The sequence below is a fragment of the Haloterrigena sp. H1 genome (assembly GCF_005938085.1).
GTDB lineage: Archaea > Halobacteriota > Halobacteria > Halobacteriales > Natrialbaceae > Natrinema.
In genome coordinates, this window is sequence record NZ_SMZK01000001.1 from 2522302 (window position 1) to 2543986 (window position 21685).

Sequence of the window (21685 nt, forward strand, 5' to 3'; positions counted from 1 at the left end):
GGCCGTTGCGTTAGCTCGGCACGTATGGCGGGCTCATCGTCCCCTGCGAGACGAGATAGAGACTCGCCATCGTGAAAAAGATCATCACGACGATGAGCGGATACTGGCTCCTGATCGCCTGCAGCTTCCCCGGAAAGAGGTCGAACGAGACGGTGTGCGAGACCCACACCGCGAGGATGTGACCGATCAGAATACCGGCGATTTCGATGTACCCGAACCAGCCCGGCACCACGTACTGAGTCGGATTCGGCGGCGGAGAAAGCGGGGACGCGAGCGCGCCGACGAGCGCTGGCCACAGCGAGATCGCAAAGGCGATGTAGTGTGCAAAGTGGTAGCCGGCGGCGATCGCAAGCAGTGGCGCGGCAAACCGAAGCCCGAGATACTCACGGGAGAGATACGTCTCGGCCCGCTCGCGGGTTCGGTCGATCGCGATCCAGTACACCTTCCAAAACAGGGCGAAGCCACCAACGAGCAAGAACAGATAGACGAGCACTGGCGGCACACCGACCCCAACGAGCGCTTCGACGGTCCTGACCCCAGCCGGCGTGACGATGAACCCGCTGTAGGTCAACTCCCAGACTAATGCGAGTACGAAAGCCACCAGCGAGGTGTCAGTGATCACGTCCTCCTCGCCCAGTTTCGACCCGGGATAGCGGAACTCGATCCCGTCGGGGGTCCGCTGGATCGGCGCAACGGCGCTGTAGAGTCGAAACCACAGCGAAAGCGGATCACCGCGTCGGAACCACGTTTCCGGTGAGAAGATGACTGCACTCGAGATCGTAAACAGCGAATACATGACGAGCATCAGCGCCAGCATGGTCGTCGAGGTAGTCAGTGGAGCGACGACCTCGAGCCAGACGAACGTCAACAGCGCCACGACGGCGGGCCAGGAACCAAAGGCCGGCGGGTACGTTTCGAAGTCATTGGGAAGTGCTGCAGCGATGCGTCGCCACGGGTTGAGCGCTGGCCACGGGTTGCCGACGGTGTACGCAAAGATCGTTAGCAGCGCCCGCCCACCGACGAACGTTGCCAGCACGGTCACGCTAACCAGCCCGATAGCTGGGCCGACGAACCCAGCAACGAGGATGATCGCAAGTCCGAGCAGCCCGAGCAACCCGAGCGATCGTGAGCCTGCAGCACGGAGGCGATCAGCAGCCGCTTCGAGCGAACGGTCGTGGTAGGTTCCGATCATGTCGCGATCGGTAACGAGCATGGTCAACAGTGCTGATGCGCCGACGGTACCGCCGCCAGTTGCGAGGTACAACCATGTTGGGATGGATACGTTGCTACTGCCCCCCATAAGACCAGAGGCAGTCATACTCGCAGCGACGACACCGGTGCCCGCGACAAGGGTTATGAGCGCGAACACGACGCCGATACTGGCTCGGCGAACGAGAGCCGAACGTCCACTCATTGCCGGCACTTCGAACCGGCGTTCCATCTACGTGTCGCTTCTGTGTGACCGCAGCTGGACTCGCGTTCGTGTTGGCTCACTCCCGTTCGATCGTATGAGGAAGCTATAAGTATCCGTCTCTCACATTCCCCACCAATGGCGAGTATTCGGAACTACGCATTGATTTACGTGGCACTGGTACTGCTGGCTACGGGGAAGTTCGTCTTCTTCCACTTCGACTTCTTCACCTACACGATGGCAGTAGGCGGCACGCTGGTGCTGGCAGCTATCAAGGTCGGTCTGATCGCCGGTTACTTCCAGCATCTCAAGTACGAGCCACGGGCAGTCACCTACACGATGGCTGTCGCGGCGTTTATGGTCGTCCTGCTTACGCTCGCAGCAGGCTACTCGATCCAGTAACGCACTACGGAACGTAGTCGGCTGGACTGCCAAACTGACCTCTTCTCGCCTCGTCGATCGATATTCGCCGGCCGACGGGCGTCGATCGGAACCCCACACTGTCTCACGGCCAGAGCACTGTCCGTCATACTGTCGGATTTATCGGGCCGTGACGAACAACCCCCCGTCCCAACAGGTGTCCGGCTGTAAACCGTCGACACAATGCCGACTCGAGCCCAGATTTCCGCGGTGTGCCACTCGTTTCAATTGTTACTATAGCCGACCGCACGCTCGAGGGGTATCTCGTGGCACAACACACGCCGCTCGAAGTCGCCCACCAACTCGCAGCCGTTCACGAGCGAGGTGGAACGCGGCTGGTTTCGGAGTAAAACGGTGGCCTGTCGATTACGCTAGCGATACTGTCAGATAACAGTCATACGGACTACTGTCAGTCAGTTTCGGTGCAACCGCGACCCGCACTGCGGTCCCACCGGTCACTCGGTACAGCAGACCGTATCAGTGTATTGTCGGTCGCTACGTGGATCGATGGCGAATCATGCCGACAGTCCGTGTGGGCATCATCACGCTCGAGCGCCCGTGAGCGTTTCCGCCAGTGAGTGCAGGATCACCAAACTGAAGCAGTAGCAACGGTGCAAAGCCGCTCACGTCGGCGGGAGTGAAACGAACGCAGTCGAAACAGAAAACGAGAGAGCGGGTATTACTCGCCGAACATCTGGCGCATCATCGGATGCATCTCCATGAGCTGCTCTTCAGCGATCTCCTCGTAGAGCTTGTACGTGATGGAGACCGCCAGCAGCAGTCCAGTTCCGGAGACGGAGCCGATGGTGCCGAGCATGTTCGCTGTGACGGCAAGCAAGCCGACCAGTGCGCCACCGATGATGGTCACCTGCGGGATGTACCGCTCCATGACCTTCTCGATGACGCCGACGTTCTGTCGGAAGCCCGGGATCTGCATCCCGGAGTTCTGGATCTGCTTTGCCGTCGCTTCGGGACCCATATCCGTGGTCTCGACCCAGAAGATGGCGAAGATCGCGCCACCGACGACCATGAACGTGACGTCGATGCCGATCCGGATCATCACCTGCCACCACTCCTGGGTGACCTGGCCGGTCCACCACATCCAGTCCTGTCTCGAGTAGATCGGGGACACGTAGTAGAAGAACCCGCTGACAGCCTGTCCTGCCGAGTTATACACTCCGAGCCACCCGGGCATGCCTGCCCACTGGCTGTCGAGGATCTGGCCCATGAACTGAACGTTCGCCTGCACTGCGCGAACGAGGATCATCGGCAGGACGCTCGCGTAGATGAGCTTCACGGGGAAGCGACCGCGTGCGCCCTTGACGCGGGCGTGGCTCAGCGGGATCTCGACGCGGACCGACTCCGCGTAGACGACGATCCCGAAGATCAGCACCGTCGTCAAGAGGGGAATGATGTGTCCCTCGTTGATCAACAGCGTCTGCAGACCGGCACCCGAGATGAGCGAGCCGACTTCGACCTGTCCGGTCAGAATGCGGTACCAGTCGAAGAAGAACCCACCAGTCGCGGGCTGGACGAGACCAGTGACCAGTCGCTGGCTCACACCGGCGATGATGAACAGACTGATCCCGCTGCCGACGCCCCACTTGCTGACGACCTCGTCCATGTAGAGGATGAGGATCCCGCCAACGAAGATCTGAGCGAAGATCAGCAGCTGGATCTGCGTCTGTCCGAGAGAGAGTCCGCCGAGCTGTAGCGACCGCTGAGCTGGCAGGAAGCCGCCGGCGAACACCATCGGGAGCGCGGTCAACACAACCATCACGACGACCAGCAGCTTCTGCAAGCCCTGATAGAGGACCTGATCTCGCGGGTCGTCCGTATCGAGCCCGAGCAGGTTCGCACCGCCAAGCAACTGTAAGACGATGCTCGCGGTGACGATCGGTCCGATACCGACCTGCAGCACCGACCCCTGAGAGCCGGCGAGGATCGCTCGGAACTGCCCGAAGAGGTCGCCACCCTGGCCCGTCTGCACACCGAGCAGCGTGATGTTCGTCAGGAAGAAATACAACATGAGGATCCCGGCAGACCACATCAGCTTGTCCTTGAAGGGAACGTGTCCCTCCGGACGGCGCACTGCTGGCATCCTCGTCAGGACCGGTTCAGCGGCTTCCTTCCATCCCATAGTTATTCCTCGTCCTGTTCAGTCTCGGCGTCAGCGTCCTCGGACGCCCGTTCTTCGCCGCGCTCGGAGAGAACCGCCTCGCCGCCGGCGGCCTCGAGTTTCTCCTCGGCTGCATCCGAGAAGGCGTCCGCGGTAACCGTCAGCTGGTTGCGGACCTGGCCCGAGCCGAGGACCTTGACGACGTCGGCCTCGTGGCCGTCCTCGACGATGTCGCGTGCGTCGAGTTCGTAACCGTCGCCGGTCTCCTCGGCGAGGTCGTCCGCAACGTAGAGGATGGCGTCCTCGTCGAGTTTCTGCACGTCGATCTCGAGGACCTCCTCGCGGATGTCGTGCGGTCGCTTGAAGCCGTGTTTGCCCTTCGGTTCGTAGTTGTGGAACTCGTGTTTGCTGCGCCCGGCACGGCCGCGGCCACCGCGGTGGCCCGCACCACGTCGGTTCTTGTGGGAGCCGCCGCTGTGGGTCCGCGAGCCGCGCTGGCGTCGTTTTTTGCTCGTCATGGTTATCGCATCGATTCTAGGAGGTCGTTAATCTCCCCCGTTGTATGCTTTCCGAGTTGGCCGCCCTCGGCCGTCGGTTTCTTGATACCTTCGTGACCGCCACGTGGCGGGTGGAGTCGAAGCGTCGGCGACAGGCCTTCGTCACGGAGCGTCGTCTCCTCAGCGAGCAGCGCCTCGGCCAGCGCACCGAAGTCGTCGTAGTCGGTGTTGTCGGCGAGCCACTCCTCGTCGACGTCTGCCTGCTTGCCCTCGAGGGGCTCGGCACGTTTTGCAAGCAGCGTCTCGAGGACGTCAGCGTTGGGTTCGCCGTGGGCAACGTAGTCGTTGACCTTGGCGACCATCCCGTTGTACGCGTCGGTCTCGGGGACGAGCGCACAGTGGTTGACGCTGTGGATGTTGAGCATTTCCAGGGTGTCCTGGACGTCTTCCTGACGGTTCACTTCGCCGCGAACCTGGACGATCGCTTTCATTGATCGGCCACCTCGCGTTCCTCACCGCGGTTCCGGCGTGGCTGGCGCGACTGCGAGGCGTTCTCGAGTGCGTTGAACGTCGCCTTCGCCAGGTTGACCGTCGTCCGGGTGTTGCCGTGGCTCTTGGTCCAGGCGTTTTCAATGCCGGCCAGTTCGAGGACGTGACGGACGGTGTCACTGGCGGCCAGTCCCAGCCCTTCGGGGGCGGGAATGACCTCGACTTCGACGGAGCCGGCCTTGCCGGTCGTCCGTCGGGTCAGCGAGTGAGGCCGGTCCGAGCGGTCCTCCCAGGAGCCCGAGCCGCGGGGCACCTTGATCATGTTCAGTTTCGCGATACCGATCGCCTTCTGGATGGCAGACCCGACCTGGTCGTCTCGACCCTCGGCGTAGCCGACGAAGCCGTCGCGGTTGCCGACAGCGACGACGCAACGGAACTTCACGCGTCGTCCGGAGTCGGTCATCCGCTGGACCATGTTGATGTCCAGTACCTCGTCTTCCAGTCCGGGAAGGAGCTGGTCGACGAGTTCGGGTTCCTTCAGCGGGAGGCCCGAGTTGAGGGCGGTCTCCATGTCCTCGATCTCGCCCTCCTGGACCATCCGGCCGAGACGGGTGACGGGCTGCCAACCGCCGTCGTTGTAGTCGTTTGCGCTCATTCGAGAATCGCCTCTCGTACCTCGTCGAAGTGTTCTGGAAGCTCGGTTGCGTCGAAGTCACCGCTGTACAGCGGCTCGTCGAGCTGTTCGGCGTACTCGGCGATGTGCTCGCCACGAGTGCGCGACCAGTCGGCCAGCACGCTGTCGTTGTGCGGGATCTCGAGGCCGGCGTCGATCGCGCCCTCCTGTACCGCGAACACCTTGTTGCCGGGCGTGGCCGTGTTGAGACCGATGTCGAGGACTGCCTCCTCGAGACCTGCCTCGACGGCTCGTGTACCGGCCAGCAGGCCGGTCAGGTACGCCGCGGAAATGTTGCTCGTGGGTGCTTCCCAGCCGTACTCCGCCAGATCGCTCGAGTGTGCGCTTGCGAGCGTCTCGTCTCCCTGAGGTCCGGGAGTGATCAGCTGCGCCGTAGTGTGCTTGTTGCTCTTGCGAGCGACGAGGCGGGGCTTACCCGATTTCAGCAGGCGCAACCTCTGGTGGTAGTCCGTCCGGACCTCACGGCGACGCCGCATCGGCACTTTGTATCGTGGTCCTGTCGCCATTATTGGTCACCGTAGTTGTCGTCAATGTAGTTCAACAGGTACCGGACGCTACGGAACTCCCCACCGCCAGCTTTCTTGTAAAGCTCGCGGTACTGCGTGGGCGTCAACTCGCCCTTGTCGCGGAGTTCTCGTAGTTTCCGTCGCTGTGCGCGGATCTTGTTCTGCCATTCGTCTTTCTCGTTCTGGCGTGCGCCCTTCTTGCCGCGGCGCTTGCCGTGGCCCTTCTGGTGGCCGTAGGAACGCTTTGCATTGCGCTCACGAGCACGACCGCGGGAATTGCCCGAGGGTTCGTCGGCCTGAATGCGACCGTCGTCGACGAGTTCGCGGATCTCGTCGCGGGTGATCGCTTCGGCGATGTCGCCCTGGGCTTCGGGGTCGAGCCAGACGCGGTTCTTGCCGACGTCTAAGACGTCGGCTGCCAGTCGCTTCTGTGCGGAGAGATCAGTCATCTGCTTCCACCTCGACTTCCTCGTAGGTCGGGTTCAGGACGCGAACGCCCTGTTCCTCGGCTTCCTCTTCGATCCGTTCGCGCTTGCGTGCGCCAACGGCCGACGCGATCCGAACCGCTTCGCGATCGCCGTCGACACCCTCGAGGTCGTCGAGGTTCTCGACGTAGACTTCCTCGAAGCCGCTTGGGTGTTTGCCCCGAACGGCTTTCGGCGTGCGGAAGCCAGCCTGGACCGTCGGGCCCTTGCCCTTGACGCCACGGCGCTGCTTGGACAGCTGACCGCGGGGTCGGCGCCAGGATTCCGGCGTCCGCTTTTTCTTGTGGTAGTCCTGTCGGTTGAACTGCGGCTTCCCTTCGCTCTTCCGGCGGGCGAGGAGTCGCTCCTCATCCTCGGAGAGATCGGGCGTCTTCTCGGTCAGCCCGCGGGGTTGCAGTTCGGTCTCGACGTCTTCTTCCGGCTCGGCTTCTTCCTCGACGCCTTCGTCTTCGATCTCAGCCTCGGTCTCCTCGGTGACCTCGAGGTCACCGACGTCGGCTTTGATTCGGGCGGCGAGTGCGTTGCCGATGCCGTTGGCCTCTGCCAGGTCGTCCTGGTCGGCCTCTTTGACGTCCTCGATGGACTCGAAGCCGGCCTCGCGCAGGGCATCTGCCTTGCTCTCGCCGACGCCGCTGATGTCCTCGAGTTCCTGTGGTTCAGATTGGTCGTCTGCCATCTATCAGACACCTCCTTTGGCGGGTTTGTTGGTGATGTAGACCCCGTCCTGGAAGACACGGGTGTCCTTGCCGCTGACCTTCGTCAGCTGCTCGATGTCGGCCGCCGTCTGTCCGACGTCCTCCTTGTTGGGGCCGGACAGGACGAGTTGCTCGTCGTCGACAGAGACATCGGTCTCACCGTGGATAGTCGTGCGTCGCGGTGCCTTTTCGCCGAGGAAGTTCTCGATGACGACCTCGTCGCCTTCCACACGGACCTGCATCGGGAAGTGAGAGTAGAAGACCTCCATCTCGTACTCCCAGCCCTCGGTCACGCCGTGGACGGCGTTGGTGATGTGGCTCTCGAAGGTGCCGACGGTCGAGTTCGTCTTCGCGTCCTCGGCGTCGCTTTCGATGACCACCTGGTCGTCGTCGGCTTCGACGGTCACGTCGGGGTACCAGAGGCGGCGGGTGACGCTGCCTTCGGGACCTTCGACGGTCACGTCGAATCGATCGACCTCGACGGTTACGTTTTCGGGGATTTCCAGTTCGACTCGCATGGTTAGTAGACGTATGCGATCACCTGGCCCCCAATACCCTGCTCGCGTGCCTCGTAGTGGCTCATGATGCCACTGCTCGTCGTGACGACGAGCGCACCGAAGTCTCGAGCGGGGAGATAGCGTTTCTCCCACTTCTCGAAGTCTTCAGCGCCAACGGCATAGCGGGGCTTGATGGGGCCGCACTCGTTGATCGCTCCTTTCAGTTCGACCTCGAACTGACCGGCTTTGCCGTCGTCGACGTACTCGAAGCCGTCGATGTACCCGCGGTCGTAGAAGACCTCGAGCACGCTGCCGATCTCGTTCGAGGCGGGCGTTACCTCGTGGGTGAGATGACCCACACTCTCGGCGTTGTCGAGTCCCGAGAGCGCGTTGCTGAGTGGATCGTTTCCAGTCATGTTATCGATACTTCTTGAATCCCATGTCGCGGGCGATCTCGCGGAAGCACTGTCGGCACAGGTTGATGTCGTACTTGCCGACCAGTCCCTGCTCGCGGCCACAGCGCTGACAGGACTCAATCTGTCCCGTCCGCTTTGCGGCGTGCTCGCCCGTACGGTCGTTTTCTGTTTCGCTTTCACTCATCGTCTGAGGCCTCCACGCTGACGTCGAAGTTCGCCTCGATGAACGCGACGGCGTCCTCGGGGGTCAGTCGGTGGCTCGAGGGGATCGAGCGGGTGGCTTTGTCGCGCTTGGCGATACGGTAGCCCGGACGCACCAGGTTGACGGTGACGTCCAGCCCGTAGATCCCGACGTTCGGGTCGTACTCCTGGCTCGGGAAGTCGGTGTGTTCCTCGACACCGAAGCTGAAGTTGCCGGTGTCGTCGAACTGCGTCGCGGAGATGTCCGCGAGCGGCAGCGCCGTCTCGAGGAACGCGTGGGCGTCGTCGTCACGAAGGGTGACCTTCGTGCCGATCGGGTCGCCCTGGCGAATGCCGAAGTCGGGTTCGGTCTTTTTCGCCTGAGTCCGGACGCTCTGTTGGCCCGTGACCTCCTCGATGATATCCTCAGCCTTGCCGAGTTCGCGACCACCCTGGCCGACGCCCATGTGGACGACGACTTTCTCGACGCGTGGTTCGCGCATCTCGTGGAACTCGCCTGCGTCAGCTTCGCTCATTCGTCATCACCCGTGAAGTTCTCGTCGATGACGACGACGTACTCTTCGACCGTCTCGAAGCCGCCGTCGTCCGTCGAGACGCCGACGGTGTTCGAGCCACTGCCGGGGGTGATGTCGATCGCGTCGACTTCGCCGATCTTGCCGCCGTGGTTGCCACGAACGGCCGTCACGAGCGCGCCCTCCTCGTAGGGGAAGTGGGCGACGATCGACTTGTCGTCGTTGTCGACGACGATCGAGTCGCGTGCGTTGTACTCGTCGTCCTCGACAAGGACGTTCGTCCCGTCGTGCAGCGTCAGCTGCGTCTGGCCGCCGGGGACCTGCTGTTTGCCCTCGATCTTGCCGAGACGGCTTTGGGCTGCGTCCTCGTCGATCGCGGTCAGTGCGAGTCGACCACCCTCGTCGGGGAAGACACGGTAGTACTCCTCACGTGCGGGGAAGGCGACGATGTCGAACATGCCGATCGGGCGCTGTTCGTCGTTGATCGCGTTCCCGTTGACGAGGATCGCATCCTCCGAGAGGGCGTAGCGCGCTTCCTTGCGCGAGTCCACGTAACCGAGCACGTCCCGCAGGAGGACGACGAGCGGCACGCCGTCTTGACCGTGCGGGCCGGCACCGGCTTTCACCGTGAAGGTCTCGGTCTTTCGCTCGACCGGCCAGGATTTCGGTACCGATAGTCGCTTCTGGTGTTTCGTCATTCGTTATCACCTTCGAGTCGCGCCTCGCGACGCTCGTCCTCGAGGTCGAGCTCCGTGATACGGACGTTCGACGGGTCGAGTGGCCGGGGCACTTCCTCGCCGTCGGCCGTCTCGACGGTGACGTCTTCGACGTGGATCGTGCCGTCCTCGAGGATGGCACGGATGACCTCGCCTTCCTCGCCGGCGTGGTCGCCACGCATGACCTCGACGGTGTCGCCCGCGTTGACGCGGGTGCGTCGAGTGTCGTACTCCTCGCGAAGCTCGTCGGACAGCGTCGCGTGCAGCTGCTTCTGTCGCTTGTGCAGCGGCGCGTTTCGCGTCTGCGTTCGCTGTTTGTGTGGTTGTTCAGTCATATCTATACGATCATCGTCGCCGTGCTGGCGATTGCTCCGAAGCGCTCTGCGACTTCGCGGGCGATCGGCCCCTTGATCTCCGTGCCGCGGGGCTCTTCGTTCTCGTCGATGATGACCGCCGCGTTGTCCTCGAACTTGAGTCGGGTGCCGTCAGGCCGGCGGATCGACTTCCGCTGGCGGACGACGACGGCCTCGAGGACCTGACGGCGCATCTCGGGGGTACCCTTCGTGACCGAGACGGTCACTTTGTCACCGATACCCGCCTTCGGCTGGCGGCTCTTGGTGCCGTGGTAGCCCGAGACGCTGATGACCTTCAGTTCACGCGCGCCGGTGTTGTCGGCACACGTGACCAGCGAGCCCTTCTTCAGGCCCTGCGTGACGTCGGCTTTCATTGCCTCCATCACTGATCACCCTCGTCTGCAGCGAGATCGTCCGCCGAGAGCTCCGGCTCAGGCTCGGCCTGGCCGGTCAGCTCGGCGACGTCTGCCGCAGTCGCTTCTTCGGTTACTTCGACGACCACGTGCGATTTCGTCTTCGACAGTGGTCGGGTCTCTGCGATCTTGACCGTGTCACCGACCGAGAGCGGCTCGAGCACGCCCGGCACGTGAGCCGGGATGCGCGAGCGACGTTTCATCTGGCGGTCATATTTCGGAACCGCCACGTCGTACTCTCGCTCGACGACTACGGTCTTGTCCATGTCCGTCGAGACGACGGTACCTTCGAGGACCTGGCCTCGAACGGCGAGGTCGCCGTAGAACGGACACTTCTCGTAGTCGTATTCCTCCGGGTTTTCTGGTTCCGGAGGGGTTTCAACGTCTAGTCCTATTGCCATGGTGAGTCACCATTCGTTTCCGTGCGTCGGGCGGGTCGTGAGAGCAGCCGCGATCCATCGACCGTAACGTAGGCTACGTCCTCGCCAGCGCCGTCCACCGGTGTGGATTGCTCCACCCCAGCAGGTTGAGTGTCGGCCAGTTTGGACGCAGTCCCCGACTCCTTCGCGAAGTCGGCGGCGTCATCTGTGATCGCGAACTCGAACGTCGAGCCCGACTTTGGCACCATCACCACCCGTGACTCGCCGTCCGTTCGAACTTCTATCGAGAGGGTATTGGTCGTCTCGATGACGACCCGTCCCTTCAGGCCGACCCGCGAGGCGTCGTCGCTTTCGACGACGCGCACCGGCAGGCCGTTGAGTTCGTGTCGCGGCAGCGTCTCGGGTGTCAGTGCCATTGTTGTCTTATTCTTCGTCTTCGAGGTCGCCTTCCTCGCGCTGGATCGTCTTGATCCGCGCGATGGTGCGACTCAGTTCGCCGATGCGGCCCGGGTTCTCCGGAGCACCACCGGCTGCGAGGACGGACTTCTGATTCAGCAGTTCGGTCTCGAGTTCGTCGAGTTCTTCTGCCCGTTCGGCGGGCGTCATGTCGCGGATCTCTTCGACGTGAAGGATCGCCATCAGGCGTCACCTCCCTCGTCTTCGTCGTCTTCCGCTTCCATCTCCTCGACGAGTTCTTCGGCTTCCGCTTCGACGTCTTCCTCGAGTTCCTCGAGTTCTTCTTCGACGTCTTCGTCGCCGCCGGGGACTTCGACCTCTTCGAACTCCTCGTCGGCGTCGGCGTCGGCCTCGACTTCCTCTTCGATGACTTCCTCGACGACGTCCTCGTCGAGTGCTTCCTCGTCGGCCTCCGTCGCCGGGGCCTCGGCCTCGGCGTCGGCGGCAGCAGCAGCGGCTTCAGCTTCCTCGGGTTCGCCCTCGAGGAGTTCCTCGACACCCTCGGCCTCGTTGGCCTCGACGGCGTCGGGGACGAGCTCTTCGGGATCCATGTCCTCGTTGACTTCGAAGTCGTCGGGGAGTTCGGCTCCCGGCGGGATGATCTTGACGTCGACACCGATGGTGCCGAGTTTCATCACCGCGACGCCCTGGCCGTGGTCGACGACCTCTTCGGCGGGCTCGCCGTTGTGCTTGATGTAACCGCGGTTGAACTTCTCGACGCGCGATCGCGCACCGGTGACCTTCCCGGAGAGGACGATCTCGGCGCCGAGTGCGCCGGCTTCCATGATCCGGTCGATCGTCGTGTGACCGGCCTTCCGGAAGTACCAGCCGCGCTCGAGTGCGTTGGCCAGTCGGTCCGCGACGATCCGTGCGTTGAGGTCGGGTTCCTCGACTTCCTGGACGTCGATCTGGGGGTCCTCGAGGTTGAACCGCTCCTCGAGGGCCGTCGTGACCTTCCGGATGTTCTCGCCGCCTTTGCCGATGACCATCCCGGGCTTTTCGGCCTTGAGGACGATCTGGGTTCCCATCGGCGTCTTGGCGACGTCCATACCACCGTAGCCTGCGCGGCCGAGTTCTTCCTGGAAGAACTCGTCGATCTGGGACCGCTGGAGGCCGTTCTCGATGAATTGGTGTTCGTCAGCCATTAGCTATCACCTTCCTCGTCCTCGTCGACTTCCTCGACGATGATCTCGACGTCGACCTGCGGCGTGTTCCAGGAGGACGCCCGCCCCATCGCGCGGGGCTTGCGGCCCACGGACTCGCCGACCTTGTGGGCGGCGACGTGGGCAATCTCCATGGACGCACCGTCGAAGCCCTGACTGTCCGCGTTGGCTTCGACGTTCTCGAGCAGGTCGAGGAATTCGCCCGAGACCTTCTCGGGATATTTGCCGGCGTCCCAGCCGTCGACGTCGGAGCGATGCCCCGCGCCGGCGTTGTGGGACTTGAACGGAACCGACTGTACTTCGTCGATGACGTCCTGGAGGTACGCCTGCGCGTCCGCAACGGTGCGGCCCTTGATCTCGCGGGCGACCTCCTTGCTGTGCTTGTGGCTCATATGACGCTCCCGAAGCATGGCTTTCGCCGTCGTGTCGGGGTCGGCGTCGACTGAGTAGTTGATTCCCATGCGTGGATCACTTCAGTGGGACGAACTTCGACGATCGGGTCGCGCCGATACCGGCCTGACCGTGCTCGACGGAGGTCCGGGTGAGCCGGAACTCGCCGAGGTAGTGGCCGATCATTTCGGGCTCGACGCGGACGCGCTCGAACGACTGTCCGTTGTAGACCTCGAAGGTCAGACCAACGAACTCCGGCAGGATCGGCATATCCCGCAGGTGCGTTCGGATCGGCGCGTTCGCCGTCTCTTCCTCGTCCTTCTCGCGGGCCTCCTCGAGCAGCTTCTGCTTCTCGACGGAGAGACCGCGTTCGATACTTCGCCGCTGTCGTGCGGGCAGCAGTTCCACGACCTCGTCGAGCTCCATGTCCTGCAGCTCCTCGACCGTGTAGCCGCGGTAGGTGAACTCACCTTCACGGCCGGTTCGGTACTCCTGACTCATTTGTTGCCACCTCGACCGGTGCGTCGGGACGAGATGTCACCGACCTTCCGTCCCGGCGGGGCGTCCCGCGAGACGGACTTTGGTTTGCCGGGGTGCTGGCGGCCACCGCCACCGAACGGGTGGTCGACGGCGTTCATTGCCACACCACGGACGCGAGGCCACTTGGTGCCCCGGGCCTTCATCTTGTGGTACTTGTTCCCTGCCTTGACCATCGGCTTCTCCGTGCGACCGCCACCGGCGACGACGCCGATCGTGGCACGACACTGCGGATCGAGGCGCTTGACCTCGCCGCTTGGAAGCTGGATGACCGCAGCGTTGCGGTCGTGGGTGATCAGGTCTGCGTTGGTTCCCGAGGCGCGGGCGAATCGACCGCCGTCGCCGGGGTTGGCTTCGACGTTGCAGACCGGAACCCCTTCGGGGATCTCCGCGAGCGGGAGCGTGTTGCCGGGCTTGATCTCCGCGCTGACGCCGACCTGTAGCTCCTCGCCGACGGTGATACCTTCGGGCGCGAGGATCAGTCGCTGATCGCCGTCGTCGAACTCGACGGCGGCGACCGGTGCGGATCGGGCCGGGTCGTGTTCGATGTCCACGACTGTCCCGCGCACGATGTCGTTGTCTTCCTCTTTCTTGTGGTCGAGCTTCGCCTTGTACCGGTGCGACGGGGCACGGAACGTGGAGGTCCCGCGACCGCGTCGTTGTCCTTGAATACGTCGTCCCATGCTCAGAACACCCCGATTCGCGAAGCGACTTCCTGTGCGTCGTCGTCCTCGGAGAGGCGGACGACCGCTTTCTTCTTGCCGTTCATCGTAACCTGCGTGTTGATCTTCTCGACCGAGACCTCGAAGCGCTCTTCGACCACGTCCCGAATTTCGGGCTTGGTCGCGTCCGGGTTGACGACGAACTGGAGCTTGTTCTCGAAGTCCATGTCGTCCATCGCCTTCTCGGTCACGAGCGGGTGTTCGATGATGGAACTCATCGGTCAGCCACCTCCTCGAGTGCGCTCTCGGTCCAGACGGTGAGCCGTCCAGGCTGTGCGCCGGGGGCGAGATCCTCCGCGTTGACCTCGGCGGCCGTCGTCACGTCGGCACCCGCGAGGTTGCGGGCTGCACGGGACGGGCCGGTCTCGCTCGAGGTGACAAAGAGGATCGACGTCGGCGTCTTGTACTTGCGGCCACGGGCTTTCCCCTGACCGGAGCGGACGCTGCGACCCTCGTCGGCGCGTTCGATGTCATCTTCGAGGCCGGCGGCCTCGAGGAACTCGACGACCTCCTTGGTCTTCTTGAGGTCCTCGAACTCGTCGGCGACGACGACCGGAATCTCGGCGTCGTCGTCGAACTCGTGGCCGCGTTCGGCGACGAGTTCGGCGTCGGTCGTCGCAGCGATGGCGCTGCGGACGGCCAGTTTCTTTGCTTTCGTGTTGATCGATTCGGACTGGTCCTTTTCGGCTTTCGGCGGGTGGGCCTTGCGTCCTTTGATGGTCTGGGGAACGCGTCGACCGCGACCCTCCTGTCGTGGGACGTGAGCCATGCCTCGGCCGCTACCGAACGATTCGGCCGGCGTTCGCAGCCCGGCGAACTCGTCGGCACCGTAGTCCTGTTTTCGGTTTGCCTGTGCGGCACGCACGGCGCGGCCGATCAAGTCCGGGCGGTAGGTGGTCTCGAAGACCGCCGGGAGCTCGATCGTACCCGCCTCGGAGCCGTCCAGGTTTCGTACTGTTGCGTCCATGTGTTATCCCTGGTTGGATGCGGTGGAGACGTAGCGCACCTCGGGATCGAGGCGCGGCTGGTCTCCGGGTCGGATCGCCGGGCGGAAGCGTACGAGACGCTGCTGTGGCCCGGGGAGCGAGCCCTTGATCAACGCGTGCGGGCCGTCGACTTCGCCGTAGTTGACGAAGCCGCCGTCGACCGTCGCGTCTGCGCCGTCGCCGATGTCGACGAGGCGCTTGTTCAGTTCCGTCCGCTGGTGGTAACCGGTCTGGCCCTGCTGGGGGACCGTCGAGCGGACGCGGGATGGGTTCCAGGGGCCGAGGTTGCCGATGCGGCGACGCCAGCCCTGCCGGGCGTGTTTGCCCTTGCGTTTCTGGACGCCCCATCGCTTGACGGGACCCTGGGTCCCTTTCCCTTTCGTGACGCCGCTTGCGTCGAGGTACTCGCCGGCGCGGAACACGTCGTTCATGACGTGCTCGCCGCCGTCCTCGAGCAGCTCGAGGGCGAAGTCGACGCGTTCGTCGACGGAACCGCCGCCGACGCGCGTTTCCATCACGTCCGGTTTCTTCTTCGGTACCGAGGGAACGTCCGACGGTACCGTGTGGGTGATGACGCGAACGTCGTCGACGCGGCCCTCCTCGTGGAGGCCACGGAGCTCGTCCGTGGCTGCGTCGGCGTCGTAATCGTCACCGGGAAGGTCCAGGACGCGATCGAGTTCGGGAACGAACTCGTCGGTCCAGACCTCGGTCAGTGGCTTCATACCGTACGGCGTGTCTTCGTACGCTCGCAGGGATACGGCGCGCATCGGCGGCGTCTCCACGATCGTCACAGGGACGGTCTGCTCCATCCCTTCGGTCGGCGAATTCGATTTATCGTCGACCATGACGACGTGGGTCATGCCGGCCTTGTAGCCCGCGAACCCCTGAAGCGTCGGCTGTCCGTCGTCGTCCGGCCACGAATTGAACCGTGGGACCTCGCTGGTCGCACGCTTTCGTGGGCCGAACCCGAGTGAGCCTTTGCGTGGTCTATTTGCTTGTGGCATGCAATCACTCTCTGAGTGAGAGGGGAGCGAGAGTCGCGAACAGAGCCTCCTCCGTTCTCACGACCTCGCTTCCCTGATTCGGAACCGTGTTTAGCCAGAGGTCGAACCCCGGATCGGCAGTGGGTTCGACTCCGTCATCCCCGTCCGTGGCTGTCTCCTGGACAGCCCCGACGGCGGATGCCTCGATTCCGAGGATATCCGGCAGCCCTCGTTCGGGCGCCCCGAAGGCGACAGTCATTCCGTCGCCCTCGACGCGGCCGGCCAGCGTCTCGAGCCGCCCGACGGTGAGTTCTTCACCGAATCGGGAGGCTGCGATACAGACGCCGGCATCCTCACGGCCGAGTGCTGTCGAAAGGTCCGTCCGCTCGACTGAAAGCCCCGGAAGGGGCTCGTCGACGAGCTTCGCCCGGACCGGTCGTCGCGAAGAGATCCTGACGGTTACGCGCTCTCCCTCCTCGACCTCCATGTCAGGAGGCGTATTGAGGGAGATCGGGTGTTGCAGTCCGCAATTGACCCGGACGCGCCCTTCAGGTCCGACCTCGGTCACGATCCCTTGTCTTGACGACCCCGAACCGTTCGATTCGGAGCCGGTCTGTGACACCGCGCGGAGCGGCGGCAAGACACCCGCGTACTCTAGTTCGTCCCGCATCCCCCAGACCTCGTTGCGGAGGTAGGGGGGCGTTGCGGCGTACCGTAAGACGGTTGTGACGAACCCGCCGTCGAATCGCCCCGTTTCGCCGTCCCGATCGGGATAGACGATGAGGCGATCGGCCCGGAAGATCGTCGCCGCGCGGGCGACGTATCCAACTTTGCGAGTTGCCTCGCGTTTGTCTTCGGCTTCCCGGGTGAGTGACGACGGGACGAGTACGCTGATGGTCATGCCGAGACGCTTCGGCGCCGCGTCACTAGACTGTAGCGATGTATTGCGGAGAGGGTCTTAAAAGAATAGCGGATTCGATCCCGGCTGTCAACCGCTCACACCCCCGAATTCGTGCCGAACGGGCACACACTCACGTTCGGCAACTGGTCGCAGACACCAACCGTAAATGCAGATGATATTGCTGGTATTAGAGAAGGTGTCGCTACTGGTGGGTCGCAAAATCGGCATGCTTGGGCATGCCGAAGGCGGGCCGATTCGCAACCCTTATACATCCATACGGCAGTATGTACGAATGCAACAGGGCGCTGGTAGTGTAGTGGTATCACGTGACCTTGCCATGGTCACAACCTGGGTTCAAATCCCAGCCAGCGCACTTTTCGCTGAAACAACGACGACAAGCGCAGCGAACCGCCCGTTCAGCAAAACTCGTTCTGAGTTGAGATAGACTGAGGTTCTGCGAGCGCAGCGGGCAGGTTCTCAGGCGTGGTTTAAATCCCAGCCAGCGCATACGGGTGTTTCGAGCGTTCTCCCTCCGATTTCAACTTGTATAATATCTGTCATTAGAGATACGTAACACTACACCTTCCACCTTCGTAGCACTTATGTAAATTTCTCGAGTGTTTTGAGGAGTGCTGATTCACACCCCTCAATGTGTCTGAACTCAGCAGTTGTCCTAACGAGATTACAATGTAGTCGGTCATTTCCGGTAACAGCCTCGCAGGAGAACGATCACGGTCATGTGCGCCGGTCAGCAGCTTGCTTCGTGTCGTCTCTTGCATTCGTAGTCAACATTAGCGAGTAAAAGGCCGGAATCCGAGTTGATGAAGTCAATCAGAAGAAAAGGCACTGATGAGATAACCGGTTACTCCGAGTAGTACGGATGCTACTATACCTAAGGCCTTCACCCACCCTTGCTGAAAACTCGACACACCCCTGCTTAGTTCGGGGCTGACTGTCGTCAGTTGAGCAGTATTTGATACTACGTATACACCCATCATGAGTACAACTGCGATGATTAGCATAGTAATGATTTCACTGCCTATGTCGTTTCTCCCCATTATCTCGAGGTATATCAAAGAACAATAAAGATCATGGGTGAGATGTGATTTCATTGTCGTTGATACCCTTATTCTTACCTCGCCCGATGCGGCGAATGCTTAATTCCAATTAGATATGTTTTCTTAAACAAAAGAAAATTATGATGAAATGGTGGTTTTAATATATTCGTAGGTTATTGTGCGGTGATGAGTCAAGAATCGAGGGTTTGGCTGCAAAGGGGGAGTCGCTTTCTGTCACTCCCGCCAGAGTGGTCTCACGTGACCTTGCCATGGTCACAATCTGGGTTCAAATCCCAGCCAGCGCGTCTCGCTGAACTCGGTCCTGCAAGCGACCGCGATCGATTTGGGCGACAGCTCATTCGTACACTGGCGCTCTGGAAGTGTTCCCGAGCCACCGCCACTCAACTCTCACAGGACCACGAGATTAATTTGTTGGTGAAATTCCACTTTCGATGTTCGTCAGTTATAAATAGGAATGGCACATTTGTCTACTTGCACTCGAGACGAACTGGCTAACCGATGCCAGTCGAGGGCGCTGGTAGTGTAGTGGTATCACGTGACCTTGCCATGGTCACAACCTGGGTTCAAATCCCAGCCAGCGCATTTCTCCGAACACTAACACTAATTCACGAGCGTTGCGTAGCAACGCGAGTATCCGTGTTCGGAGGAATCGTTCTGGGTTTGAATAAGGCCAGACGCGCGCAGTGAAACGAGCACGTCTGGACGTGGTTCAAATCCCAGCCAGCGCATTTCTCTGAATTCAATTCGACGAGCGAATCGTCCATGTAGCGAAATTCGTTCTGGATGTGAATGTGACTGAGGTCCTCTGAGCATCGCGTTCTGGTTACTCGTATTCCGCAGCGAGATCCTCGAGCGCCAGCTCGAGGTTCCACGTGTTTGCCTTCCAGAAGGCGTCGAAGACGACGCCGAGGACGGGGACGGAGCCGACGATGGCGTCGACGCCGACGTTTGCAAGCATGCGAAGCAGCGTCGAGCTGGAGACGCCCATGCGCGCGGCTTCGACGACGACGTATAGCGAGACGGCCGCGGCTGCGGTGTCGCCAGCCCCTGGGAGGATCCCGAGGATCGGATCGAGCCCGACTCGAGCGTCCGTTCCCGGGACTCGAATCCCCTCGTCGAGTGCGTGCGCGACGAACCGCATTCGCTCGATCGCCCCATCGTCGACCGTGGCGGGGAGGTCGTCCTCGAGTGCCTCGAGGTCTTCGCTGAGTGCGGTTGTTGTGTCGGATGCCATACCGTCGGTTAGCCCTCCCCGTCGATAAAGTCGGGGGTGGCCGTGGCAAGCGAGCGAGAGCCGTCATATTCGGACAGTCGTCCGGCGACTCCACGTCGGCTTTCGGGTAGGTCCGAAACGGAGACCACCACAGTTCAAAGAACGAATTCGTATCTGAGTGTATTTCACATTTGAGTGCCGTTACTGGCTGCGAGTGACTTTTATACTATGAGAGGGTACTGAACGGTGAACGATTGAACGATCAGATCTAGCAATGCAGACGGACTTCTCACCTGCAGACGGCACGACGGACCTCCAGTACGACCAGCCTAACGACCGCTACGTCTTCCACCACGACACGGACGGGACGGCGACGATCACCACGACGATCGTCCACGCGCTGGCGTCGATCGCGGACACCGACGTCTCGCAGGGAGAGTTCTCCCTGTACGATAGCGTCGACCCGGACGCGCTCGAGCGCATCTTCGCCACGAAATCGGACGGCACCGAGCGGACGGGCGGCCACGTCGCGTTCACCGCGCTCGAACACGAGGTGTACGTCTACGCGAACGGAGACGTGATCATCTACCCACCGGCGGAGACGCCGCGAACGCCGACAAGAGCCTGACCGCGGGTCGGGTATCCATACGCAACCGCGCTGATCGTTTTTCGAAACCGTCCCGTCTCGTGAGCGCCGCGGCCAACCCGCCACCCCTCTCTCAGAGAAACCCGCCGGATTGCACGGATTTAGGGAGCCATCGATCGTTGCTCGGTCGTATGACGGTAGTCGCGCTCCTGAGCGTTGCACCGGTAATCGAAGACAGTATGGCTGGCGAGGTCGCGAAGGCGGTCGACGCACTCGAGGACTACGATGTCTGCTACGAGACGAACCCGATGGGGACGGTGATCGAAGCCGAGACGACAGATGAACTCTTCGCGGCCGCACAGGCGGCCCACGACGCGGTCGACGCCGACCGCGTGAGTACGGTCCTGAAGATCGACGACAAGCGGACGCGGGATATCGACGCATCCGAGAAAGTCGATGTCGTCGAAGAGCGACTCGGCCGGCCAGCCCGAAATCGCGAGGCGTGAGCCGTCGGCCGAGCAACCCGCGTCAGGATGCTTGGAGTAGCAGGCTCAACACACGATCCAGCGGAGCGACTACGACGGATATGGACCAAACGACACTCACCGTCAGGGAGCTGATCGATGCCGACGGCGAACGAACGGTGACGACCGCCCTCGAGTCCCTCGAAGGAGTCGCAGCCGTCCGCGCGGATCACGAGCGCAACGTGGTGCGAGTCGAACACGACGCGTCGACCGTCGATACAGCGTCGGTAGCGAAGATGATAGAGGATGCGGGATACAGCGTCGACGAGTAGCGAGCCGAGACACAGCGCAGCACCGTCGGCAGTCGGGCGGAGACGAACTGACAAACGGTTTTACCACGGAGGCTGAAACCCGTCGCATGGAAAGTCTCAATCGGATGGCGATCGAGCTGGTCGACGAGGCCCTCGACTACGCCGAGGAGCTGAACATCGGCGGCTACGACCTTGCGAACGACGCGACGGTACTCGACTTCGGACTCGAGTTCGACGGCGGGATCGAGGCCGGGCTGCTGTTGACCGAGATCCAGACGGCCGGGATGGCGACGCCGAGCTACGAACTGGGCGAACTCGGCGACGCCTCGATCCCCTACGTGGAACTGTCGACCGACCAGCCCGCGCTCTCGCTGTTGTGCTCCCAGAAGGCCGGCTGGGAGCTGACCACGGAGGACTTCGAAGGGCTTGGCAGTGGTCCCGCGCGGGCGCTCGTGGCCGAAGAAGAGGAGTTTCGCCGCGTCGGCTACACCGATGCGTTCGATCTGACTGCGCTGGCGGTCGAGACCGAACTCGAGCCGACCGAAGCTGCGGCCGAGCAGGTCGCTGACCTCGCCGAAGTCGAGACGAGTAGCGTCTTCTTGCTCGCGTACCGAACCGCCAGCCTCGTCGGCAGCATCACGAACGCCGCCCGGACAGCCGAACTCGCCACCTTCCGGCTCGCCGAACTGGGCTACGATCCCCTCGACATCGTCTCGGCGACCGGTCGCGCCCCAGTCGCGCCCGTGGCAGGCGATGAACGGACGGCCATCGCGCGGACGAACGACGCGATCGCCTACGGCGGGCGGGCCCACCTCACCGTCCGGGAGGACGCCGATTTCTTCGACTCGGTGCCGTCGACCGCCGCCGAAGATCACGGCCGCCCGTTCGGCGACGTCTTCGACGACCTCGACTGGGAGTTCGAGGAAGTCCCGTCGGATCTCTTCGCGCCCGCAACGGTGACGATCGACGTGCTCGGCGGGCCGACGTACGTCTACGGCGAGACGGACGAAGACCTGCTCGTCGACTCTTTCGATCTCTGAGCGGCTCGAGGTCGCGTATAGAATATTTGTGACTTCGCGCCCGCGTGGGC

At 62.3% G+C, this 21685-nt stretch carries 33 protein-coding genes and 2 tRNA genes; 8 read left to right on the plus strand and 27 right to left on the minus strand.

Annotation, left to right across the window (positions count from 1 at the left end):
• Positions 1-10 precede the first annotated feature (10 nt).
• On the minus strand, positions 11-1414 hold the full coding sequence (locus E2L06_RS12590) for a hypothetical protein (protein ID WP_138781939.1): 1404 nt from the start codon (positions 1412-1414) through the stop codon (positions 11-13).
• Between the two features lie 135 nt (positions 1415-1549).
• Between E2L06_RS12590 and E2L06_RS12595 the strand changes: the two genes are divergently transcribed.
• Complete coding sequence (locus tag E2L06_RS12595; protein WP_138781942.1) at positions 1550-1813, plus strand: cytochrome C oxidase subunit IV family protein; 264 nt, start codon at positions 1550-1552, stop codon at positions 1811-1813.
• Positions 1814-2043: 230 nt separating this feature from the next.
• On the plus strand, positions 2044-2181 hold the full coding sequence (locus E2L06_RS21930; protein ID WP_171052278.1) for a hypothetical protein: 138 nt from the start codon (positions 2044-2046) through the stop codon (positions 2179-2181).
• Positions 2182-2510: 329 nt separating this feature from the next.
• On the opposite strand, the gene secY is transcribed toward E2L06_RS21930, so the two are convergent.
• The 25 genes from secY to E2L06_RS12720 are packed head-to-tail and all read right to left on the minus strand — an operon-like array spanning position 2511 to position 16942.
• A complete protein-coding gene (gene secY / locus E2L06_RS12600; protein ID WP_138781944.1) occupies positions 2511-3971 on the minus strand; it encodes a preprotein translocase subunit SecY in 1461 nt (486 codons plus the stop codon).
• A 2-nt stretch (positions 3972-3973) separates the two neighbouring features.
• Entirely contained in the window at positions 3974-4468 is a 495-nt protein-coding gene (locus tag E2L06_RS12605; RefSeq protein ID WP_138781946.1) for an uL15m family ribosomal protein, read from the minus strand.
• A gap of 2 nt (positions 4469-4470) precedes the next feature.
• The gene (locus tag E2L06_RS12610) at positions 4471-4938 is read right to left on the minus strand and encodes a 50S ribosomal protein L30 (protein ID WP_138781948.1); all 468 of its coding nucleotides are present in this window, start codon (positions 4936-4938) and stop codon (positions 4471-4473) included.
• On the minus strand, positions 4935-5591 hold the full coding sequence (locus tag E2L06_RS12615) for a 30S ribosomal protein S5 (RefSeq protein ID WP_138781950.1): 657 nt from the start codon (positions 5589-5591) through the stop codon (positions 4935-4937). The genes E2L06_RS12610 and E2L06_RS12615 overlap by 4 nt, the downstream gene beginning before the upstream one ends.
• Positions 5588-6136 (minus strand): 50S ribosomal protein L18, encoded by a 549-nt coding sequence (locus tag E2L06_RS12620; protein WP_008011529.1) that lies wholly within the window; start codon positions 6134-6136, stop codon positions 5588-5590. The genes E2L06_RS12615 and E2L06_RS12620 overlap by 4 nt, the downstream gene beginning before the upstream one ends.
• Positions 6136-6585 carry a 50S ribosomal protein L19e gene (locus E2L06_RS12625; protein WP_138781952.1) on the minus strand — a complete coding sequence of 150 codons (450 nt, stop codon included), beginning with the start codon at positions 6583-6585 and terminating at the stop codon, positions 6136-6138. The genes E2L06_RS12620 and E2L06_RS12625 overlap by 1 nt, the downstream gene beginning before the upstream one ends.
• Entirely contained in the window at positions 6578-7297 is a 720-nt protein-coding gene (locus E2L06_RS12630) for a 50S ribosomal protein L32e (protein ID WP_138781954.1), read from the minus strand. The genes E2L06_RS12625 and E2L06_RS12630 overlap by 8 nt, the downstream gene beginning before the upstream one ends.
• A gap of 3 nt (positions 7298-7300) precedes the next feature.
• The gene (locus E2L06_RS12635) at positions 7301-7834 is read right to left on the minus strand and encodes a 50S ribosomal protein L6 (protein WP_138781956.1); all 534 of its coding nucleotides are present in this window, start codon (positions 7832-7834) and stop codon (positions 7301-7303) included.
• 2 nt (positions 7835-7836) lie between these two features.
• Complete coding sequence (locus E2L06_RS12640; RefSeq protein WP_006180007.1) at positions 7837-8229, minus strand: 30S ribosomal protein S8; 393 nt, start codon at positions 8227-8229, stop codon at positions 7837-7839.
• Between the two features lies 1 nt (position 8230).
• Positions 8231-8413 (minus strand): 30S ribosomal protein S14, encoded by a 183-nt coding sequence (locus E2L06_RS12645; protein ID WP_130498710.1) that lies wholly within the window; start codon positions 8411-8413, stop codon positions 8231-8233.
• Positions 8406-8945 (minus strand): 50S ribosomal protein L5, encoded by a 540-nt coding sequence (locus E2L06_RS12650; RefSeq protein ID WP_138781958.1) that lies wholly within the window; start codon positions 8943-8945, stop codon positions 8406-8408. Before E2L06_RS12650 ends, E2L06_RS12645 begins: the two co-directional genes overlap by 8 nt.
• On the minus strand, positions 8942-9640 hold the full coding sequence (locus E2L06_RS12655) for a 30S ribosomal protein S4e (RefSeq protein WP_138781960.1): 699 nt from the start codon (positions 9638-9640) through the stop codon (positions 8942-8944). Before E2L06_RS12655 ends, E2L06_RS12650 begins: the two co-directional genes overlap by 4 nt.
• The gene (gene rplX / locus E2L06_RS12660; protein WP_138781962.1) at positions 9637-9993 is read right to left on the minus strand and encodes a 50S ribosomal protein L24; all 357 of its coding nucleotides are present in this window, start codon (positions 9991-9993) and stop codon (positions 9637-9639) included. The genes E2L06_RS12655 and rplX overlap by 4 nt, the downstream gene beginning before the upstream one ends.
• A 2-nt stretch (positions 9994-9995) precedes the next feature.
• On the minus strand, positions 9996-10394 hold the full coding sequence (locus tag E2L06_RS12665) for a 50S ribosomal protein L14 (RefSeq protein WP_092929682.1): 399 nt from the start codon (positions 10392-10394) through the stop codon (positions 9996-9998).
• Positions 10394-10825, minus strand: coding sequence for a 30S ribosomal protein S17 (locus E2L06_RS12670; RefSeq protein ID WP_138781964.1), 432 nt, complete (start codon positions 10823-10825; stop codon positions 10394-10396). Before E2L06_RS12670 ends, E2L06_RS12665 begins: the two co-directional genes overlap by 1 nt.
• Entirely contained in the window at positions 10816-11220 is a 405-nt protein-coding gene (locus tag E2L06_RS12675) for a ribonuclease P protein component 1 (RefSeq protein ID WP_138781966.1), read from the minus strand. Before E2L06_RS12675 ends, E2L06_RS12670 begins: the two co-directional genes overlap by 10 nt.
• A gap of 7 nt (positions 11221-11227) precedes the next feature.
• Positions 11228-11443, minus strand: coding sequence for a 50S ribosomal protein L29 (gene rpmC, locus E2L06_RS12680; protein ID WP_130498716.1), 216 nt, complete (start codon positions 11441-11443; stop codon positions 11228-11230).
• On the minus strand, positions 11443-12405 hold the full coding sequence (locus tag E2L06_RS12685; protein ID WP_138781968.1) for a 30S ribosomal protein S3: 963 nt from the start codon (positions 12403-12405) through the stop codon (positions 11443-11445). Before E2L06_RS12685 ends, rpmC begins: the two co-directional genes overlap by 1 nt.
• Positions 12405-12884 (minus strand): 50S ribosomal protein L22, encoded by a 480-nt coding sequence (locus E2L06_RS12690; protein ID WP_138781970.1) that lies wholly within the window; start codon positions 12882-12884, stop codon positions 12405-12407. Before E2L06_RS12690 ends, E2L06_RS12685 begins: the two co-directional genes overlap by 1 nt.
• Before the next feature lie 7 nt (positions 12885-12891).
• Entirely contained in the window at positions 12892-13314 is a 423-nt protein-coding gene (locus E2L06_RS12695) for a 30S ribosomal protein S19 (protein WP_138781972.1), read from the minus strand.
• Positions 13311-14033 (minus strand): 50S ribosomal protein L2, encoded by a 723-nt coding sequence (locus E2L06_RS12700; protein WP_138781974.1) that lies wholly within the window; start codon positions 14031-14033, stop codon positions 13311-13313. The genes E2L06_RS12695 and E2L06_RS12700 overlap by 4 nt, the downstream gene beginning before the upstream one ends.
• Before the next feature lie 2 nt (positions 14034-14035).
• Positions 14036-14290, minus strand: coding sequence for a 50S ribosomal protein L23 (locus E2L06_RS12705; RefSeq protein ID WP_138781976.1), 255 nt, complete (start codon positions 14288-14290; stop codon positions 14036-14038).
• Positions 14287-15039 (minus strand): 50S ribosomal protein L4, encoded by a 753-nt coding sequence (gene rpl4p, locus E2L06_RS12710; protein WP_138781978.1) that lies wholly within the window; start codon positions 15037-15039, stop codon positions 14287-14289. The genes E2L06_RS12705 and rpl4p overlap by 4 nt, the downstream gene beginning before the upstream one ends.
• A 3-nt stretch (positions 15040-15042) precedes the next feature.
• Entirely contained in the window at positions 15043-16062 is a 1020-nt protein-coding gene (locus tag E2L06_RS12715; protein WP_138781980.1) for a 50S ribosomal protein L3, read from the minus strand.
• Positions 16063-16066: 4 nt separating this feature from the next.
• Positions 16067-16942, minus strand: coding sequence for a putative RNA uridine N3 methyltransferase (locus tag E2L06_RS12720; protein WP_138781982.1), 876 nt, complete (start codon positions 16940-16942; stop codon positions 16067-16069).
• A gap of 302 nt (positions 16943-17244) precedes the next feature.
• On the opposite strand from E2L06_RS12720, the gene E2L06_RS12725 reads away from it, so the two are divergent.
• Positions 17245-17315, plus strand: a tRNA-Gly gene (locus E2L06_RS12725).
• Between the two features lie 1217 nt (positions 17316-18532).
• Positions 18533-18603, plus strand: a tRNA-Gly gene (locus E2L06_RS12730).
• Between the two features lie 241 nt (positions 18604-18844).
• Here E2L06_RS12730 and E2L06_RS12735 read toward each other — a convergent pair.
• Positions 18845-19255, minus strand: coding sequence for a DUF4112 domain-containing protein (locus E2L06_RS12735; protein WP_138781984.1), 411 nt, complete (start codon positions 19253-19255; stop codon positions 18845-18847).
• Positions 19256-19508: 253 nt separating this feature from the next.
• On the opposite strand from E2L06_RS12735, the gene E2L06_RS12740 reads away from it, so the two are divergent.
• The 4 genes from E2L06_RS12740 to mch all read left to right on the plus strand — a co-directional run bounded on the left by E2L06_RS12740 (position 19509) and on the right by mch (position 21635).
• Positions 19509-19862 (plus strand): HalOD1 output domain-containing protein, encoded by a 354-nt coding sequence (locus tag E2L06_RS12740; RefSeq protein WP_138781986.1) that lies wholly within the window; start codon positions 19509-19511, stop codon positions 19860-19862.
• Positions 19863-20011: 149 nt separating this feature from the next.
• Positions 20012-20326 carry an MTH1187 family thiamine-binding protein gene (locus tag E2L06_RS12745; protein WP_138781988.1) on the plus strand — a complete coding sequence of 105 codons (315 nt, stop codon included), beginning with the start codon at positions 20012-20014 and terminating at the stop codon, positions 20324-20326.
• A gap of 80 nt (positions 20327-20406) precedes the next feature.
• The gene (locus tag E2L06_RS12750; protein WP_138781990.1) at positions 20407-20616 is read left to right on the plus strand and encodes a heavy-metal-associated domain-containing protein; all 210 of its coding nucleotides are present in this window, start codon (positions 20407-20409) and stop codon (positions 20614-20616) included.
• An 86-nt stretch (positions 20617-20702) separates the two neighbouring features.
• A complete protein-coding gene (gene mch, locus E2L06_RS12755; RefSeq protein ID WP_138781992.1) occupies positions 20703-21635 on the plus strand; it encodes a methenyltetrahydromethanopterin cyclohydrolase in 933 nt (310 codons plus the stop codon).
• Positions 21636-21685: the final 50 nt, after the last annotated feature.